The sequence below is a fragment of the Fluviicola taffensis DSM 16823 genome, from assembly GCF_943372375.1.
Classification (GTDB): domain Bacteria; phylum Bacteroidota; class Bacteroidia; order Flavobacteriales_D; family Crocinitomicaceae; genus Fluviicola; species Fluviicola taffensis_A.
Genome location: NZ_CALRYJ010000009.1, coordinates 46,894 through 63,163 on the forward strand (window position 1 = coordinate 46,894; position 16,270 = coordinate 63,163).

Here is a 16,270-nt window from a genome sequence, read left to right on the forward strand (position 1 = left end):
ATACTACAACTCATGAAAGCAAGAAAATTACTTGTACTACTAGCTTACACTCTAATTTCTCTAAAATTCACTTACGGTCAATCCAATACTCCGTGTACAGCCGGTGTCCTCTCGGCTCCTTCTATCGCCGTTGGTGCCAGTTGTACATTCACTGCCAGTACAACTGCCGGTGCAACTGCACAAACCAATGCTGCTAACGGAGGAACGCCATCTTGTGGTTCCATGGGACCGGATGTTTGGTACCAATTCACTGCTCCGGCCTCGGGATCCGTTTTGATTCAGACGCAGGCAGGATCCATATCAGATGGGGTAATGGCTTTGTATTCCGGAACTTGTGGAAGCTTCACGGAGATCAGTTGTAGTGATGATGATGTGGGATTAATGCCACAAATTAGCTCCGCGAGTTTGACTCCGGGTGCTACCTATCTCATTCGTTTTTGGCAATATGGTGGTGGAACAGGAACCTTTGATTTGTGTGTTTCTGTGGCTGCTCCGCCGGGAGGGAATACCACTTGTACTGTTCAGACTCCGATTTGTTCGGGTTCTCCGATCATTTTTACGGCAAATACGGGTGGAGCTGACGCAAGTACGGTGAATCCGGGTAATAGTTACGGATGTTTGTTTACCTCACCGAATCCAAGTTGGTATTACCTGGAAATTGCTACTCCGGGAACGTTAACAGTAGATATTACAGCAGGTTCGGATGTGGATTTTGCTATCTGGGGACCGTTTGCGAGTGTTGCGGCTGGAACTGCTGCTTGTAATTCGTATGCAGCTCCTTCTGATTGTTCTTATTCCTCCGCAGCTGTAGAACAAGTGAATATTGCAGGAACGGTTGCAGGACAAGTTTATGTGTTGTTGGTGACGAATTACGCCAACACGGTTCAAAATATCAGTGTGACAAATGCAGGTGGAACAGCGACCACGAATTGTGCGATTGTTTTACCCGTTGGATTTTCTGCCTGGGATGCGGTATCTGCCGGAAATGAGATCCGTTTAAGTTGGACGACCGAAAACGAGACAAACAATGATTATTTTGCTGTTCAGCGTTCGGAAGATGGTTTGGTTTGGGAAACACTGGGTTTAATTGAAGGTGCAGGAACCAGTTCGGAGGCACACAATTATTCGTTTACAGACCAGTCTCCGGTTGAAGGGATCAACTATTACCGGTTGATGCAGGTGGATAACAATGGTCAGTATGAATTTAGCCAGATTCGTTCGGTGAACCATTCCATGACCAATAAATACCAAATCTCGCCCAATCCGACGAAGGCATTTGCTTTTGTTACTGAAAACGATCACATTAAAATCACTTCAGTGGAATTGATCGATCAGGTCGGAAGAGTGCAGGCAGTACCTTTCGATTACCTGGAAGGTGGGGTGAATGTGGATTGCCGTGCGGTAAGTCATGGAACTTATTTTATCCGTTGTACGGACGAATTAGGAAAGTCGAGTGCTTCTTTGTTGGTGATTGAATAGTTGGGAAGGTGTGGTTATTGGTGCTCTACGTGGTTTTTATTTACCACTAAGAGCACAAAGCACACGAAGATTTTTATTGATGAATTATTTTTGAATTTCGAAACGTTCATCAAAAAACTCCTTACGCTTTCCCTGTTTCAACACTTCAGATCCATAAGTATAACTATTCAATGCTATCCAGTTCCCATATTTTTTGCGGTAAATGAAAACGCGGCTGTTTAGGTCCTGATTGAGATAGTTGATGGTCAAAGTGTCCTTTTTGATTTCGTAACGGAATTTTTCCTTTCCACCATAGAGAATCTTGTTTCCGGGAATATGTTTGGACTTCCAATCAATCGGGCAGCTCCAGGCAGTTTGACCGTCATCCGAATACCCGCGTCCATCCATCCCGAAATGATAGAAATTACTATAATGGTAGAATTGACTGTACCAGTTGGTTTTTTCCAGTGAGATCTCTTTAACGGATTCTTCTTTTAGAAGGTTCTTTTCCTTGTCGGACTTACAGCTGTAAAGGGAAATGAGCAAAAAAAGGATGAATACGCGTTGCATGGGGCTAATTTAGGATTTTATTAAGAAAGTGCAGGATGATTATATCCTCTGCAAATTTATAAAAAACCTTCTCAGCATAATTTCCACCTTTTTGTCATTGCCACAAAAAGGTGGAGCCAAAAAGGTCTAGGCGTGGGTAAACCAATCGACCTGTTAGCAGGTTATGACGAAATTTCTCATAAAACTCGTCGTTCCTCCTCAAACAGGATGAGAAATTTTCCGTCATTTTCTGCACAGGTGCCCGATCTTGTTCACCAAATCGCCGATTTAGATTTGTATAAGCTGCATTAATTTGTCATCGAAAGTTGAGATGTTAAAAATTAGTACAAAAGACGCTCTATCCATGCTTTATCCATGCTCTATCTATACTTGATCTGTGGGGTGTGTCTCATCCTGATGTTATTATACAGTTGTATTGACCCGTCCTAAAATAACTATACAGGTTATTAATTAAATCCTGATGTTATTATACAGTTGTAATTGTTAGTCCCGATGGAGCTATACAAGCTGTTTGTCAAAGTTAAAAGTTTTACGATAGTTCTTCCACCTTTTGGGTAATTGTTCTTCTCGTAAATGTGCCTTATCGGGAGTAAGAAAGTCACAACTACTGTGTGGCCTGAGCTGATTATAAGCATTGATACTTTTTTGTATTAACAATTTTGTTTGCTCGAAGCCAGCCTGACTGTTGTAAAGATTAAACTCCGCTTTGAGGATGCCGTTGATGCGTTCTGCCAGTGCATTTTCATACGGATCTCCATTCTCTGTCATGCTGATAGCCACGTTGTTTTTAATAAGCATTCCAACGTAGTTCTTCGAGCAGTATTGCGAACCACGGTCAGAATGATGGATCAATGGCTCGTTGTAGATCCTGTTCTTAAAAGCCATTTCCAGTGCCTCTATACAGCCCTTTGCTTCCATGTCGGGACGGAAGCACCACCCCATAATCTTGCGCGAACAAGCATCCGTTATCAGGCTTAAGTAGCCCCATTGGTTCACCATTCGGATGTAAGTGATGTCGCTGACCCACACTTGTTCGGGGCGGGTGATTTTTAAGTCTCTAACAAGATTGGAGTATTTCTTCATCCAGTGTCGTGAGTTGGTCGTAATCACCTTTCGTCTCCGCTGACGAATAAGTAGTTTGTGATCCTGTAGCAGATCAAAAAGATAATCCCTGCCAATAGCAATATTGTGTTCTTTGAGTAGGGGCTCAAGCATGTGATGCAGTTTCCTTGTTCCAAGCTTGGGGAGTGAAGAACGAAACTCGTGAACCAGTTGCAATACAATATCTTCCTTAATAATCGTATTGTCTTTTCGCCATAAATGATCATAATAGGCATGGCGCGTTTTGCCAAGCAGTCGACACAGAAGACCAATCCCCAAACGGGGATGGTTCCGTTTCATTTCGAGGACCGCCCGGCACCAGACTTTTTTCTGATATCGATCTTTAAATGGTCCTCTGCAACATCGATGAGTGTGTTCAAAGCCTCGATCTTGAGTTTGGCAAGCTCAAGTTCTCGACGCAGCGCTGCTACATCATCGGGTTCCTGCTCTTTCTTTTTCTTTGCCATCACTTCTTCTGATACACAAAGATCGAACTTTTCTGATTCAAATTGACGAACCCAAGAACCAATAAGCTTTGTAGATTTTAACCCATAAGCTATCTGAACCTCCTGTAGACTCATCCCATTTCTAACAGCATTTACAATGGATCGCTTCTCTGTTTTAGAATAAACCCTGCGCTTATTTTGATGGTAAGTTTGTGAACCATAAGTCTTCATCCATTCTCCAAGAGTAACTTCCGCACATCCAAAACGCGTAATTATTTCGCGGCGCAAGACTCCTGATTCTACTAAATGAACTGCTTCTAAAATAGTTTTTCGAGAATATCGACTAACTACTTTTTGTTTTTCTCCTTTTTCCATACACTTTGTTTTTGTGTATAGCTATTCTAGGACGAGACATATTCAGCACAATTTGCTCGCGCTAGAATAGTAGCAAGTTGTTCTACTTGTACTTATTGTGAATACTATCAAATTGATCTGCCAATTTCAAGTATTCTTTCGACCAGCCGTTTTGCATGGATAATTCCTGAAAACCGGAAGTGGGAGCAAAGTGCATGGAGAGCGTATTTAAAGAGTTCAGTTCTCCCTTTTTAACTTCTTCTGATAACTCATCGAGTTCCTTCAATAATTCGTCCACACTTTCAAAATAGGAATAGATCAATTCCGTTTCCGGATGAACAGTGGATTTGACCATTTCAATAATCCGCAGCAATTCTTCCCTGTGATGAGGTTTGATTTCTTTTGGCTTTTTGAAGAGGTTGAAGAACATGAGGGAAAGTTAAGGAAATTCTAACAAGCACGAGCAAGATCCCAAAGCGTCGGGACAGGTTGCTTGCTCAGCTTAGGCGAGAAATCTATAATTCATGTTTTTCTAATCCTATTGCTATTCCGATTGAATACATTATATCTCCCCATTTGTAATGAACAAACATATTACTTCCACAATCCCCATTCATTTTGATAAGTATCATCTCAGTACCATTGTCTTTAAATCTATTCAATTCAGATTCATAAATGATATCATCAGCAACTAAAATTAAGTTATGATTATTGACTAATCTTTCAATCTGTTCAATTACTTCAAATGCAATTATCTCATTAGTCCTATTTATGAAAGTCCTAACTTGATTCCCATTGGATGTATTGAACGTTTGTTTTGAGGTATCTATTGTTACATAATTTTCAAGATTAAATGAATCGCTAATAATTAGATAACAATTGATACCTTTTTTCTCAGATTTAAAACGGTCATATTGACTCAAAATAATCTCAATTATTTCATTCAATTTTGGTTTGATAAGATTCTTATCTGGCCATATTTTTTGAAAAGTCTGAGTGGTTGTAATTATTGCTTTTTCTAAGAAAATACCGTCTATAATAATAGAAGTATATTCCATGATTTCAGTCTTGGACAACAACTGCTTTATTTGGTTTGCCAAAATTTGATTTAACAATTTATCCTTAAAATATTTTGTTAGGACTTTATTCTCGTTGAAGGATAAAACGAAATCACTACCATTAAGTTTCCATTGTTTCATATCATCTGGCAGAAACAAAAAACATGCTTCGTTTTTATGATTATCAATCGTGTAAATAAACAAAATGAAATCATCTTGGACATAAGTTTTCGGAATTTTTACATTAGTAGATTTTGTACTTATTTTTCTTCCTTTGCTTTGTACTTTTATTAATCTAATATTTTGTTTCTCAATATTATCAACAATTATTAAGTCACTTCCCTTTTTATCAAAAGAAGGTTTTAGAACATTGAAATCAAATTTTAGTAATTGCGATTTTATATAATTTTCAGCTTGTTCTTCAAGTGGTTTGTTATCAATCATAAATGTGTTTTTAACTTGTACAAAAACAAATTTTTCATTATTTATTTTTCACACCGAAAACCAATCCACAACTCAATCCAATAAACTTCCAGGGAATTGTGCTCATCAGTAATAGTGTTTCAGTTTAGTGCTTTGTAGTCTTTGATCTAATCATTCCAATCTCCATTAATGTCATGGTTTTTGTCAAAGTAGATGATATATTGACGATTTTTCAATGAAACGCCATCAGATTGTTTTAAATCATATTCAAATTGAACTGCAAACCCCATGGTATCTTTTTTGGATAAAGAATTAGCTCTGTTTTCCCAACGTTGCAAGCTGTCGATTATTTCCTGACATTTATCTCTTGAGGCAATAGTCATTTTATCCGGTGCAGTAGCAAATCTTTTGTTGATTTCTAAAAGTTTATCAAAATACTCTTTTTCCAGATTGTATTTTTCCCAAAGTGGTTGCATCTTAATCCGCTCTACCATTTGAGAGGATAAAATAATCGTAGAGTCAATTTCCAAGTTGCTAAAACTATCTATAGTGACATCTTCATCTTTATTTGCCTTGTCAATTTTACTTTGAATATAAGTTTGAGCTTGATCTAAGTATTTCTTATTAATATCTTCCTGAATTTTCTCCGGAGATGGGGAACATGAAAATAATAGAGAATAGGTTGTAAGGAATAAAATAAAATTTTTCATAGTAGTTTGATATTTATAGATAAGATTGAAATAATCCGAAAACCAATCTACAACTAACAATCCAATAATTTTCCAGGGAATTTGCGCTCATCAGTTAAATAGTGTTTCAGTTATAGGTGCACAAAGTAGTTAGAAGAATTCAAAATGCAAAATGAAAAATTCAAAAACAAGGTTCTCAGTAAAGTAAGTAAGCCGCACAACTAATGATTGATAGCCCTGTAACCACTTTTGTGTGATCCCGCAAGTAAGAGAAGTTCGGGGTGCAACCGGAAAGAGATGCCCCAACAACTAACGAGGAGAAGAACTGCAAGCATTCGTGTGTAACCCTACAAGTGAGAGATGAGTCCCATCTTCCTCCCCCTCAGTCCCCCTCCCAAGGGGGAAGCTAATCCACAACCAAGAGAAGATAACCCCACAAGCATTCATGGGCGACTTGAAAGTAAGCCGAAATAGGGTAGTGACCATTCGCGGATACACCCACAAGTGAAACGAGGAAGGGGGGCAAGTGTGGCGAAGTGAACCTACAAGAAGGATGAATTAACCGCAAAGGACGCGGAGGCGCAAAGATGATTACCAAAACTTTGCGCTCTTCCATTGCGGTAAAAATAAACTGCGTTCATCCGTGTTCCTTCGCTGACCGCATGTCGCCAAAGCTTTAGCGGCGGCACAAGCTACGGCGCAAGCGTTGTTCGTCTGTGTTCTTCCGTGGGAGGCATGATTTTGAATATCCTCCCCCTTAATCCCCCCTGTCTGACTGCAAACAGGCAGGCTCCAAAGGGGGAGACTTTAATCCGCGTCCTCTGCGCAATCAGCGGGAGATAAAAAAGCGTGTCAACTAAACCGATTTACCCAATATTTGCTTGTTTAATACTGGTTTCGACCGCTTTTCCGTTGTAATTTTGTACCATGAAATACGCTTTGTTTGCTCTTTGGATGGTATTTGGAATCGCTGCTTCAGCACAAACCGTTCCGCTTCGCATTGTTTCCTACAACCTCTTGAACTTCCCCAACGGAAGAAACGATTGCGGTTCGGGGAATGTCAACCTTCCCAACCGGTCGGATTCTTTGCGCAAGACGATGCAATACCTGAAGCCCGATATTTTTGTGGGGTGTGAGATCCAAACGGAAGCGGGTTGCGACAGTATCCTGAGACGCGCATTGAACGTATTCGGGACAACGCATTACCAACGTGCGGCTTTTGTGGTGAATTCCGACGGTGGAGACCTGCAAAACATGTTGTTCTACAATTCAGCTAAGCTGACTTTGAAAGAGCAACGCAAAATTCCCACAGGGATTCGCGATATCAATCACTACATCTTGTACCTGAACGACAATACCTTGCCACAACACCACGACACCTGTTTCATTGAAGTGTTCATGTGTCATTTGAAAGCGGGGAGTGCGAATGCAGATCTGACGGATCGTGCGGCTCAAACAGCTTTGTTGCGAAGTGTTTTGGACGGAAGACCCCAAGGACGTCACTTGTTCGTGTGTGGCGATTTGAATACTTATCGAAGCACCGAAGTTGGCTACCAGAACCTGGTGAGTGGCGGAACCAATTTTTTGAAAGATCCTTTGAATATGCCGGGAAACTGGACGACGAATAGTTCTTTTGCTGCCATTCATACGCAATCTCCACGAGTAAGCGGTTCCACAGATTGTGGTGTTACGGGCGGATTGGACGACCGATTCGATCACATCATCGTTTCGCAGAATGTATTAAACGGGGCGAATCTCCTGCAATACAACACAGCTTCTTACAAGGCAATCGGCAACGACGGAAACCATTACAATCAAAGCATCCTTTCCGGGACCAATTCCCAGTATCCCGATTCGGTGGTGCGCGCACTGTATTATTCTTCCGACCATTTACCGGTGAAACTGGATATGACGGCTACCATCCCGACGAATAACGGATTGAACCTGACGCTGACGATGAGCGGAGGCGCTTGTCAGACTGGTGGAACGAGTGTCACTGTCCTGCCCAATCTAGGTCAGGCTCCCTATTCCTATCAGTGGGGTGCGAATGCGGGTTCACAGACAACGGCTACCGTGAATAACCTGCCGGGAGGAAGTTATTGTGTGACTGTTACGGATAACAACGGATTGACGGACCAGGTTTGTTTCGAAGTGCCGGCTACAAGCGTATTGAATGTGAATGCTTTCGACGGAATGGATTATGGAACGTGCAACGGACAAACTTTTGTGGTTGTTTCAGGAGGTGCAGCACCTTATTCCTACCAATGGAATGATCCGTTGAATCAGACTACTTCCACGGCGACTAATTTGTGTGCAGGAACGTATACCTGTGTGGTGACGGATCAGAACGGATGTAACACAAGTGTGCAATCCACGATTTTTTCGAATACGACCTCTTTAGCGGAATTGTTTGCTGAAACGGAATTTTCTCTTTTCCCGAATCCGGCAACAGAAAGCATTGCGGTGCGTTATGAAAACGGATTGGAATTGGGACGAGTTGATCTGCGTATTTTGAGTGTTTCAGGAGAAGTGGTCCGAACGCAATCAATTGATTTTTCAACGACCAATCAAGTCACGATTCCGTTAAGTGATTTACAGAACGGGGTTTACTTTGTGGAGTTGGAGAAAGATGGAGTTTCAATGCATAAGGCACTAATCAAAGAGTAAAAGCAGTGTTTGAAATTAAACCGCAAAGAGTGTAAGAGCGCAAAGGATATGAACTGAATTTCGCTTCCACTGTATCTCAGAGTTGAGTTTTTTGTCAAAAATTCTTCTTATCTTAAGAATAGTAACTAATAACTATTCAAAATGACAGAAAACGAATTATCATCAATTATTATTGGAGCAGCTATTGAGGTTCATACACAATTGGGTCCTGGACTTCTTGAAAGTGTTTACGAAACGTGCTTGTATTATGAACTTAAGGAGATTGGTTTAAAAGTAGAAAGACAAGTAGATCTTCCGTTGAAGTATAAAAAGATCTTTCTTGAAACAGGGCTTAGATTAGACTTGATTGTTCAGGATAAGGTAATAGTAGAGCTTAAAGCAGTAAAGGAACTCTGTGATGTGCATGTAGCGCAAACACTAACCTATTTGAAATTGACGAATTTGAAATTGGGTTTGCTGATTAACTTTAATGAAGTTCGTTTAAAGCATGGTCTTCAAAGAGTAGTCAATAATCTATAGCTACTTTAAAAACTTTGCGCCTTCGCGTCCTTTGCGGTGAAAATTAAAAAAGCGGAATTACTCCGCCTCGATCATCTTCTTCATATTCCCCAATCCTTCTTCGAAATCTTTTCCAATGGCATTTTCCATGTTGAAGAACAGCAAGAAAGCATTGAACGGCCACGGAGTTCTGCTTTTGAATCCCCAGGCAACGCGGGTATGGCTGTCACCTTCACTGGCAACTGTAAAGTAAGCGTTTGCAAAACTTTTCATCGGTTTCATGAAACGCAATTCGTTTTCAATGCGTTGATTCGGGATTAATTTCATGATCTCCTGTTCTCCTTCACCGACTTGTTTGTGCTGGCTTTCCCATTTCGAGATGAATCCAACCGTTTTGTCCGTTCCGATGTAGCTTTGTTTCATGTTCGGATCCGTTTTAGCCCATTTACTCCATTGGTTCTGCTTTTCAAGTGAAGTCAGGAAATCATATGTTTCAGGTAGTGGTTTGTTGACTGCGATGGAGCGTTCCACTGCGAAATCTTTCTTGCTAAAAGCAGCAATAAGCAATACAAGGACAATCAATCCACCAATCGCCCCAAGAATAATCCATAGAATCATCATAAGCTTTGAATTTTAGTAAAAATGAGTATTTCCGTTCAATCTACAAAACATTCCAACCACAAGGGCACGAGGGCACAAGAACATAGTAGTAAAATACATGTGTATTCAGCATTATTAATAGCAATTGTCCATTTCACAGAGAGTTAAACATTCCAATTAAATTTCTAGTACCTACAACAGGATAACACAAACTTTATTAACCACAAAGTGCGAAGCACACGAAGTTTTTTGAAGAGCTTAACTTGTAAATAATAAAATATTTCCTTGTGCTCTTTGTGTTCCTCGTGGTCAAATAATACGGTTGATTCTAGTGCCTTGTAACAGGATACCACAAACTTTATTAACCACAAAGGACACGAAGCACACGAAGTTTTTTGAAGAGCTCAGTTTGTGAATGATAAAATAATTCCTTGTGCTCTTTGTGTTCCTCGTGGTCAAACAATACGGGTGATTCTAGTGCCTTGCAACAGGATAACACAAACTTTATTAACCACAAAGAATACACGAAGCACACGAAGTTTTTTGAAGAGCTTAACTTGTAAATATTAAAATAATTCCTTGTGCTCTTTGTGTTCCTCGTGGTCAAACAATACGGTTGATTCTAGTGCCTTGTAACCGGATAACACAAACAATATTTCTCCACGGGTTGCGCCAATGCAGAGATATTCAGGTTGTCTGAAGCTTTGGAAACGTCAATCGTCTGTCCGTCCTTCATCAGTAGGTTAATGGTCTGTTTCACCTGACTGTATGCATTATTTGAAAGCAATTCGGAATAGACGAAGTACTCGATTTCCTCGTCATTGAGCTGGTACTGTGTGCGCACCAATTCTTTTTCCATGAGAATGCGATCCGGACTGAAAGGTTCCTTGGCGATTTCCACTTTGTGCAGGTTGCGATTGACCAAACTCGTGGAAAGGATCGATAACACCTTGTCGGAATGATTTTGCCACACTTTCACGGCTCCCATGATATCGTAATCGTCCAGTTCTGCGAAAGTCTTCAAGATTTCCGGATTCGTTTCGAAATCCACCTTTTGGATATCCCGGCCCATGAAGAACAATAAAGCCGGACTCCCAAACAGGTCCTGACCTTCCCGAATCAGTTTTTTCGCTCTTCGCAAAATATTGATCAGCATGAATTCGCCGGAAACAACCGTTTTATGCAGGTAAACCTGCCAGTACATCACCCGTCGGGCAACCAGGAATTTCTCAATGCTGTAAATACCTTTTTCATCGATCACCAATTGGTCGTTGTGCACGTTCAGCATTTCGATGATGCGTTCCGTACCCACAATTCCTTCCGAAACGCCTGTGAAAAAACTATCTCGTGTCAGGTAATCCAATCGATCCATGTCCAACTGACTTGAAACCAGCTGATAAAGGAATGTCTTGTGGTATTTATTGGCGAAAATCATCAGGGCGCGTTCCAAATCGTCTGAATTTTCAGGGAAATCGCGTTTCAATGCCTGGATGAAGTAAAAGGAAATTTGTTCGTGACTGACATTCTTTACAATGTCGTATTCCAGCGCATGACTGAATGGTCCGTGACCGATATCGTGCAATAAGATCGCCACCATGACAGCGCGTTCCTCTTCTTCCGTAATTTCGTGCCCTTTTCTGCGAATCACAGCAATAGCCTGCGACATCAGATGCATCGCACCGATGGCATGATGAAAACGCGTGTGCAAAGCTCCCGGATAAACCAGGTGCGTCATTCCCAATTGCTTGATCCGTCTGAGTCTCTGAAAGAACGGATGCTCCACCAAATCGAAAATAAATTCGTCTGGAATTGAAATAAAACCATAGACGGGGTCGTTGATGATTTTCTTTTTATTATTTCGATGTGTGTTTGTACGCAATTGAATACCTTTATAATATAATCTAATATCAAAGCTAATTAATCTTTAGGATATGCAAGCAAAGATTCTGTGGGCAGATGACGAAATGGAGTTTCTAAAACCGCATGTACTCTTTTTGGAAGCAAAAGGATACAGTGTAGAACTCATTAACAACGGGAGTGAAGCTGTCGAGAAGTGTCAGGAAAACAATTACGATATTGTCTTCCTGGACGAGAATATGCCTGGTATTTCCGGACTGGAAACATTAGCTCGAATCAAGGAAATTACGCCCCAAACTCCGGTGGTTATGATCACCAAAAGTGAGGAGGAATCCATTATGGAAGAGGCGATCGGAAGTAAGATCGCGGATTACCTGATCAAACCGGTCAATCCCAATCAGTTGCTTTTATGCCTGAAGAAGAACCTGGATCACCGCAAATTGGTTTCCCAAAAGACCAATTCAAACTATCAGCAAGAGTTCCGCCAATTAAGCATGCAGCTCAACGGTCGACTGGATGCGGAAGAGTGGAAGGATGTTTTTAAGAAACTGACTTACTGGGATTTGGAATTCAAAGGAATTGAAGACCAGGGAATGCGGGAGATTTTGAATGCACAGCGAAAAGAAGCGAATGACTTGTTTTGCCGTTTCATTGAGAATAATTACGAAGATTGGTTCAATGGGGAAGAGGAAGCTCCGGACATGGTGCATCATTTGTTGAAAGAACAGGTTTTTCCCTTGTTAAATGAGAAAGACCGTGTTTTCCTGATGGTGATTGACAATTTACGTTACGATCAGTGGCAGGTATTGAAACCCATCATTTCCAATTTCTTCACGATTGAAAAGGAGGAAATCGTCTATTCGATCTTGCCAACAGCAACCCATTATGCCAGAAATGCCTTGTTTGCAGGTCTGATGCCCTCTGAAATTGAAAAACGTTTTCCGAAACAGTGGTTAAACGAGGACGATGAAGGTGGTAAGAACATGCACGAAGCAACTTTCCTGGAAGGGAATCTGAAACGCAATGGAAAAGATGTCAAATGGTCGTACCACAAGATCACCAACCTGGAAGCGGGTAAAAGATTGGTGGACCAGTTCCATACTTTGTGGGATAACCAACTGAACGCGATCGTTTACAATTTTGTCGATATGCTTTCCCATGCGCGTACCGAAATGGATATGATCAAGGAATTGGCCGCTGATGAAGCTGCTTACCGTTCATTGACTCTTTCCTGGTTCGAGCATTCCCCCTTACAGGAGATGTTCAAGAAAATTGCTGAAAAAGGAGGGAAGGTGGTCATTACAACGGATCATGGAACGGTCCGCGTAACCAATCCGGTGAAGATTGTTGGAGACCGAAGTACGAATACCAACTTACGATACAAGACAGGACGTAATCTGAGCTATAAGGACAAAGAAGTGTTTACGGTGAAACATCCGGATAAAGTGGGGCTTCCGAAGTCGAGCTTGTCAGCTGAATTTGTCTTTACCAGAGAGCAGGATTACTTTGTCTATCCCAATAATTACAATCACTTCGTGAATTATTACAACGATACCTTCCAACATGGGGGAATCTCCATGGAAGAATTGTTGATCCCATTCATTATTCTTCATTCGAAGTGAAAGAACTGATTGCACATAGTTTAGATGATATTCCATTTGTAGCCAAAGAATTGTTGGAATACATCGGGAATCGAAAAGTCGTTGCATTTTATGCGGAAATGGGTTCGGGAAAAACGACACTCATTTCTGCTATTTTACGTGCTATGGGAATCGAATCCCTGGAAGGTTCTCCCACTTATTCCTTAGTGAATTCTTATGAATCGCCTTATTATGGAGGAGTGATGCACTTTGATATTTATCGATTGAATTCACTGGAAGAAGCAATGGATGCTGGAGTGGAGGAATTGCTTTACTCCGGAGCAACTTGTTTTGTGGAATGGGCAGAAATCATTGAGCCCTTGTTGCCGGAAGATGTGGTAAAGGTTCGGATGACAATCAATGAATCCGGTGAGCGATTGATTCAGTTTGATTGAAAATGCGATGTTCATTTTGGGATTGATACTTGATTTTTCTTCTTCTGATTGCGAGAATGCTCTGATATGCTCGATTTTACAGAGCAAATAGACAGAACTTGTCACGCCATTGCAGGATGCCTATCCATCATTTTGAGGAATGCATCGACAGAGTTGATCCGTGTTTCGAGCAACTTTCTGAAACCTCAATCCTCCAGAATTTCAATCTACGAGAATTTTAGAATTCGAGAATTCGCTTGTTCGCAAAGATGCGAACAGAATTAGTACTAGAACCCTGATTATCATTGCTTTGAAATTTTATTTTCGAGGCGTTTTTTTCGGTTTTTAGTTAGCAAATCAGTAAGAAATTTTTGTGTAATGTCTTTACGTCTGACGTAATCCATATCCATATTTTTCGTATCTTCGTTTGGCTAAAATTGAATACGTATCATGGTAAAAGACCCGGAATTACTCAAGCAACTTTTGAAAGAGGGCAATATTCTTCCGATGGAAGAGATGCTCGAAATTGCTAAGAAGAAAGGAAGATTGGTAATTGGGATCCCAAAAGAATTAAGCTTCCAGGAACGACGGGTTGCCCTGGTTCCGGAGGCAGTTTCATTTTTAGTGGCAAACGGGCATGATGTGCGCGTGGAAAGAGGAGCGGGCGAATCGAGTAAATTCAGCGACCGTGAATACTCGGAAGCAGGAGCGGAACTTTGTCCGTCAAATAGAGAAATATTTGAGTGCGACATTATCCTGAAAGTCACACCTGCTTCTGAAGAAGAGGTGGATTTGATGAAAGGAAACCAGACCCTGATCTCTGCTTTGCAGTTAAGCATTCAGCCAAAAAGCATACTCCAAAAACTGATTGAAAAGAAAGTGACAGCCATTGCATGGGATTATATCCGCGATGAGCAGGGAGTTTTTCCGGTAGTTCGAACCATGGGAGAAATTGCAGGAACGACTTCCATTTTGATTGCAGGGGAATTGCTGTCTTCATTTAATGAAGGGAAAGGAATCATGTTGGGTGGAATCGCAGGAGTTCAGCCAACAGAAGTGGTGGTATTGGGAGCAGGAACTGTTGGTGAATTTGCTACGCGAGCTGCAATGGGTTTAGGAGCTTCGGTAAAAGTTTTCGATAATAGCTTGTCCCGTTTACGTCGTTTACAAAACGATTTGGGATCACGCATCTTCACATCTGTTTTACAGCCGAAAGTATTGGCAAAATCCATCATGCGTGCTGATGTGGTCATTGGTGCTATCCGTTCACCTTTGGGGCGCACTCCTTGTGTGGTTTCCGAAGAAATGGTAGAAAACATGAAAGAAGGTTCTGTCATCGTTGACGTGAGTATCGATCAGGGCGGATGTTTTGAAACCTCACGCGTTACGAACCACAATAACCCGACGTTCGTGAAACATGGAGTAGTTCATTATTGTGTTCCGAATATTGCCTCCCGTGTTCCAAGAACAGCTTCTTTTGCCTTGTCAAATATCTTTTCTCCAATCCTGATGGATATGGGAGAATCCGGAGGATGTCTGGACCTGATCCGAAACGATCACGGATTCCGTTCAGGAGTCTATATTTACAGAGGAATTCTGGTAAGTGAAGTCTTAGGACGTGTTTTCGACCTGAAATACAAGGATATCGATCTGCTGATGATGGGCTTGAAGGGCTAATTCAGAATGAGAAACAGAAACAGAATGAGGAAAAAAATCATCATTCTCGTTTTCATTCTCATTCTCTCTCTCTCTATTATCCTCCGCGTTTATTTCCTTTGAACTTCTCTTTTTTGCCCGTCCACTTATAGCGTTTCTTGTTGAAGTTTTCTCTTCCACGGCTACCGGAATTGAATTTGTAAACAAATCCGGCTTGATGTTGTAAGTAGCCTCCTCCTGCTAGAACACCACCTGTAAATGCGAATTTACCGGATGTCTGTAACTGGAAGCCCAATCCACGGAAGAAGAACAGGTTTACCCCGACACCAACGTTTCCGGTGATAGTGCTTACTCCTGGCATCATGGTGCGCTGTGTCATTCCAATTCCCAAAGAAACATAAGGATCGACCCAACGAGGAGTGATTAAGGGATAGAAGCTGTATTTGCAATTTAGATCAAGCGCCAAAAAGACACCTGAACGATTAGTGGAATCATTGATTAGTTTCCCGGCTTTGTAAGTAACGTATGCTCCGGAAAATTCCGCACTCAATCCGTACTTGAAATATTTATCAACCATGATTCGGGTTGGGAAATATTCGTAGTTCCATGATTGCGCTACGTCAAAAGGTTGACATAAACCACGACCATCATCTTCAACCGCTGTCCAACTGATACCAATCATCCAGGAATACGGTTTGCGATTTGCTAAAACAGAAGGTTGAGCATCAACGGTATTCGTGATCAACAAAAGTGTAAGAAGTAAGACTGCGTGCAGTAAAGTCTTTTGAATAGGCATGAATTGAGACTATTAATTTGCTTCAAATGTATGTAGCTTATCTGAATATCCCGCATTTTTTTTGAAAAATGTTGGTATATTAG

General features: G+C 41.2%; 15 protein-coding genes. 6 read left to right on the forward strand and 9 right to left on the reverse strand.

The annotated features are described in order from the left end of the window. Positions 1 to 12: 12 nt before the first annotated feature. Positions 13 to 1,479 carry a T9SS type A sorting domain-containing protein gene (locus AAG807_RS13290; RefSeq protein ID WP_341904763.1) on the forward strand — a complete coding sequence of 489 codons (1,467 nt, stop codon included), beginning with the start codon at positions 13 to 15 and terminating at the stop codon, positions 1,477 to 1,479. 84 nt (positions 1,480 to 1,563) lie between these two features. Here the strand turns inward: AAG807_RS13290 and AAG807_RS13295 are convergent, their stop codons facing one another. The 6 genes from AAG807_RS13295 to AAG807_RS13320 form a co-directional block, all read right to left on the reverse strand. Beyond that, positions 1,564 to 2,028 carry a hypothetical protein gene (locus AAG807_RS13295; protein ID WP_341904766.1) on the reverse strand — a complete coding sequence of 155 codons (465 nt, stop codon included), beginning with the start codon at positions 2,026 to 2,028 and terminating at the stop codon, positions 1,564 to 1,566. A gap of 498 nt (positions 2,029 to 2,526) precedes the next feature. Beyond that, positions 2,527 to 3,429: an IS3 family transposase gene (locus tag AAG807_RS13300; RefSeq protein ID WP_341904769.1), complete on the reverse strand. Its 903-nt coding sequence runs from the start codon at positions 3,427 to 3,429 to the stop codon at positions 2,527 to 2,529. Then, complete coding sequence (locus AAG807_RS13305) at positions 3,426 to 3,950, reverse strand: hypothetical protein (RefSeq protein ID WP_341904771.1); 525 nt, start codon at positions 3,948 to 3,950, stop codon at positions 3,426 to 3,428. Before AAG807_RS13305 ends, AAG807_RS13300 begins: the two co-directional genes overlap by 4 nt. Positions 3,951 to 4,032: 82 nt before the next feature. After that, positions 4,033 to 4,359 carry a hypothetical protein gene (locus tag AAG807_RS13310; protein WP_341904773.1) on the reverse strand — a complete coding sequence of 109 codons (327 nt, stop codon included), beginning with the start codon at positions 4,357 to 4,359 and terminating at the stop codon, positions 4,033 to 4,035. Between the two features lie 85 nt (positions 4,360 to 4,444). Further along, the gene (locus tag AAG807_RS13315; protein ID WP_341904776.1) at positions 4,445 to 5,431 is read right to left on the reverse strand and encodes a hypothetical protein; all 987 of its coding nucleotides are present in this window, start codon (positions 5,429 to 5,431) and stop codon (positions 4,445 to 4,447) included. 146 nt (positions 5,432 to 5,577) lie between these two features. Further along, positions 5,578 to 6,120, reverse strand: a complete 543-nt coding sequence (locus AAG807_RS13320; protein WP_341904779.1) for a hypothetical protein — start codon at positions 6,118 to 6,120, stop codon at positions 5,578 to 5,580. Positions 6,121 to 7,026: 906 nt separating this feature from the next. On the opposite strand from AAG807_RS13320, the gene AAG807_RS13325 reads away from it, so the two are divergent. Next, positions 7,027 to 8,766 carry a T9SS type A sorting domain-containing protein gene (locus tag AAG807_RS13325; RefSeq protein ID WP_341904781.1) on the forward strand — a complete coding sequence of 580 codons (1,740 nt, stop codon included), beginning with the start codon at positions 7,027 to 7,029 and terminating at the stop codon, positions 8,764 to 8,766. Between the two features lie 141 nt (positions 8,767 to 8,907). Then, entirely contained in the window at positions 8,908 to 9,285 is a 378-nt protein-coding gene (locus tag AAG807_RS13330; RefSeq protein WP_341904784.1) for a GxxExxY protein, read from the forward strand. Positions 9,286 to 9,342: 57 nt separating this feature from the next. Here the strand turns inward: AAG807_RS13330 and AAG807_RS13335 are convergent, their stop codons facing one another. Then, positions 9,343 to 9,885: an SRPBCC family protein gene (locus AAG807_RS13335; protein WP_341904787.1), complete on the reverse strand. Its 543-nt coding sequence runs from the start codon at positions 9,883 to 9,885 to the stop codon at positions 9,343 to 9,345. 601 nt (positions 9,886 to 10,486) lie between these two features. Continuing rightward, the gene (locus tag AAG807_RS13340) at positions 10,487 to 11,743 is read right to left on the reverse strand and encodes an HD domain-containing protein (RefSeq protein WP_341904788.1); all 1,257 of its coding nucleotides are present in this window, start codon (positions 11,741 to 11,743) and stop codon (positions 10,487 to 10,489) included. Between the two features lie 52 nt (positions 11,744 to 11,795). Here AAG807_RS13340 and AAG807_RS13345 point away from each other — a divergent pair, with 52 nt between their 5' ends. The 3 genes from AAG807_RS13345 to AAG807_RS13355 all read left to right on the forward strand — a co-directional run bounded on the left by AAG807_RS13345 (position 11,796) and on the right by AAG807_RS13355 (position 15,412). After that, positions 11,796 to 13,343 carry a PglZ domain-containing protein gene (locus AAG807_RS13345; RefSeq protein WP_341904790.1) on the forward strand — a complete coding sequence of 516 codons (1,548 nt, stop codon included), beginning with the start codon at positions 11,796 to 11,798 and terminating at the stop codon, positions 13,341 to 13,343. Continuing rightward, entirely contained in the window at positions 13,340 to 13,756 is a 417-nt protein-coding gene (gene tsaE, locus AAG807_RS13350) for a tRNA (adenosine(37)-N6)-threonylcarbamoyltransferase complex ATPase subunit type 1 TsaE (RefSeq protein ID WP_341904793.1), read from the forward strand. Before AAG807_RS13345 ends, tsaE begins: the two co-directional genes overlap by 4 nt. A gap of 429 nt (positions 13,757 to 14,185) precedes the next feature. Further along, entirely contained in the window at positions 14,186 to 15,412 is a 1,227-nt protein-coding gene (locus AAG807_RS13355) for an alanine dehydrogenase (protein WP_341904796.1), read from the forward strand. 76 nt (positions 15,413 to 15,488) lie between these two features. On the opposite strand, the gene AAG807_RS13360 is transcribed toward AAG807_RS13355, so the two are convergent. Beyond that, entirely contained in the window at positions 15,489 to 16,187 is a 699-nt protein-coding gene (locus AAG807_RS13360; RefSeq protein ID WP_341904798.1) for a hypothetical protein, read from the reverse strand. Positions 16,188 to 16,270: the final 83 nt, after the last annotated feature.

Excerpts from the sequence above, each read along its gene's own strand:
- AAG807_RS13290 (WP_341904763.1), top strand. The coding sequence starts at position 13 with ATGAAAGCAAGAAAATTACTTGTACTACTAGCTTACACTCTAATTTCT.
- AAG807_RS13295 (WP_341904766.1), bottom strand. The coding sequence starts at position 2,028 with ATGCAACGCGTATTCATCCTTTTTTTGCTCATTTCCCTTTACAGCTGT.
- AAG807_RS13300 (WP_341904769.1), bottom strand. The coding sequence starts at position 3,429 with ATGAAACGGAACCATCCCCGTTTGGGGATTGGTCTTCTGTGTCGACTG.
- AAG807_RS13305 (WP_341904771.1), bottom strand. The coding sequence starts at position 3,950 with ATGGAAAAAGGAGAAAAACAAAAAGTAGTTAGTCGATATTCTCGAAAA.
- AAG807_RS13310 (WP_341904773.1), bottom strand. The coding sequence starts at position 4,359 with ATGTTCTTCAACCTCTTCAAAAAGCCAAAAGAAATCAAACCTCATCAC.
- AAG807_RS13315 (WP_341904776.1), bottom strand. The coding sequence starts at position 5,431 with ATGATTGATAACAAACCACTTGAAGAACAAGCTGAAAATTATATAAAA.
- AAG807_RS13320 (WP_341904779.1), bottom strand. The coding sequence starts at position 6,120 with ATGAAAAATTTTATTTTATTCCTTACAACCTATTCTCTATTATTTTCA.
- AAG807_RS13325 (WP_341904781.1), top strand. The coding sequence starts at position 7,027 with ATGAAATACGCTTTGTTTGCTCTTTGGATGGTATTTGGAATCGCTGCT.
- AAG807_RS13330 (WP_341904784.1), top strand. The coding sequence starts at position 8,908 with ATGACAGAAAACGAATTATCATCAATTATTATTGGAGCAGCTATTGAG.
- AAG807_RS13335 (WP_341904787.1), bottom strand. The coding sequence starts at position 9,885 with ATGATGATTCTATGGATTATTCTTGGGGCGATTGGTGGATTGATTGTC.
- AAG807_RS13345 (WP_341904790.1), top strand. The coding sequence starts at position 11,796 with ATGCAAGCAAAGATTCTGTGGGCAGATGACGAAATGGAGTTTCTAAAA.
- AAG807_RS13355 (WP_341904796.1), top strand. The coding sequence starts at position 14,186 with ATGGTAAAAGACCCGGAATTACTCAAGCAACTTTTGAAAGAGGGCAAT.
- AAG807_RS13360 (WP_341904798.1), bottom strand. The coding sequence starts at position 16,187 with ATGCCTATTCAAAAGACTTTACTGCACGCAGTCTTACTTCTTACACTT.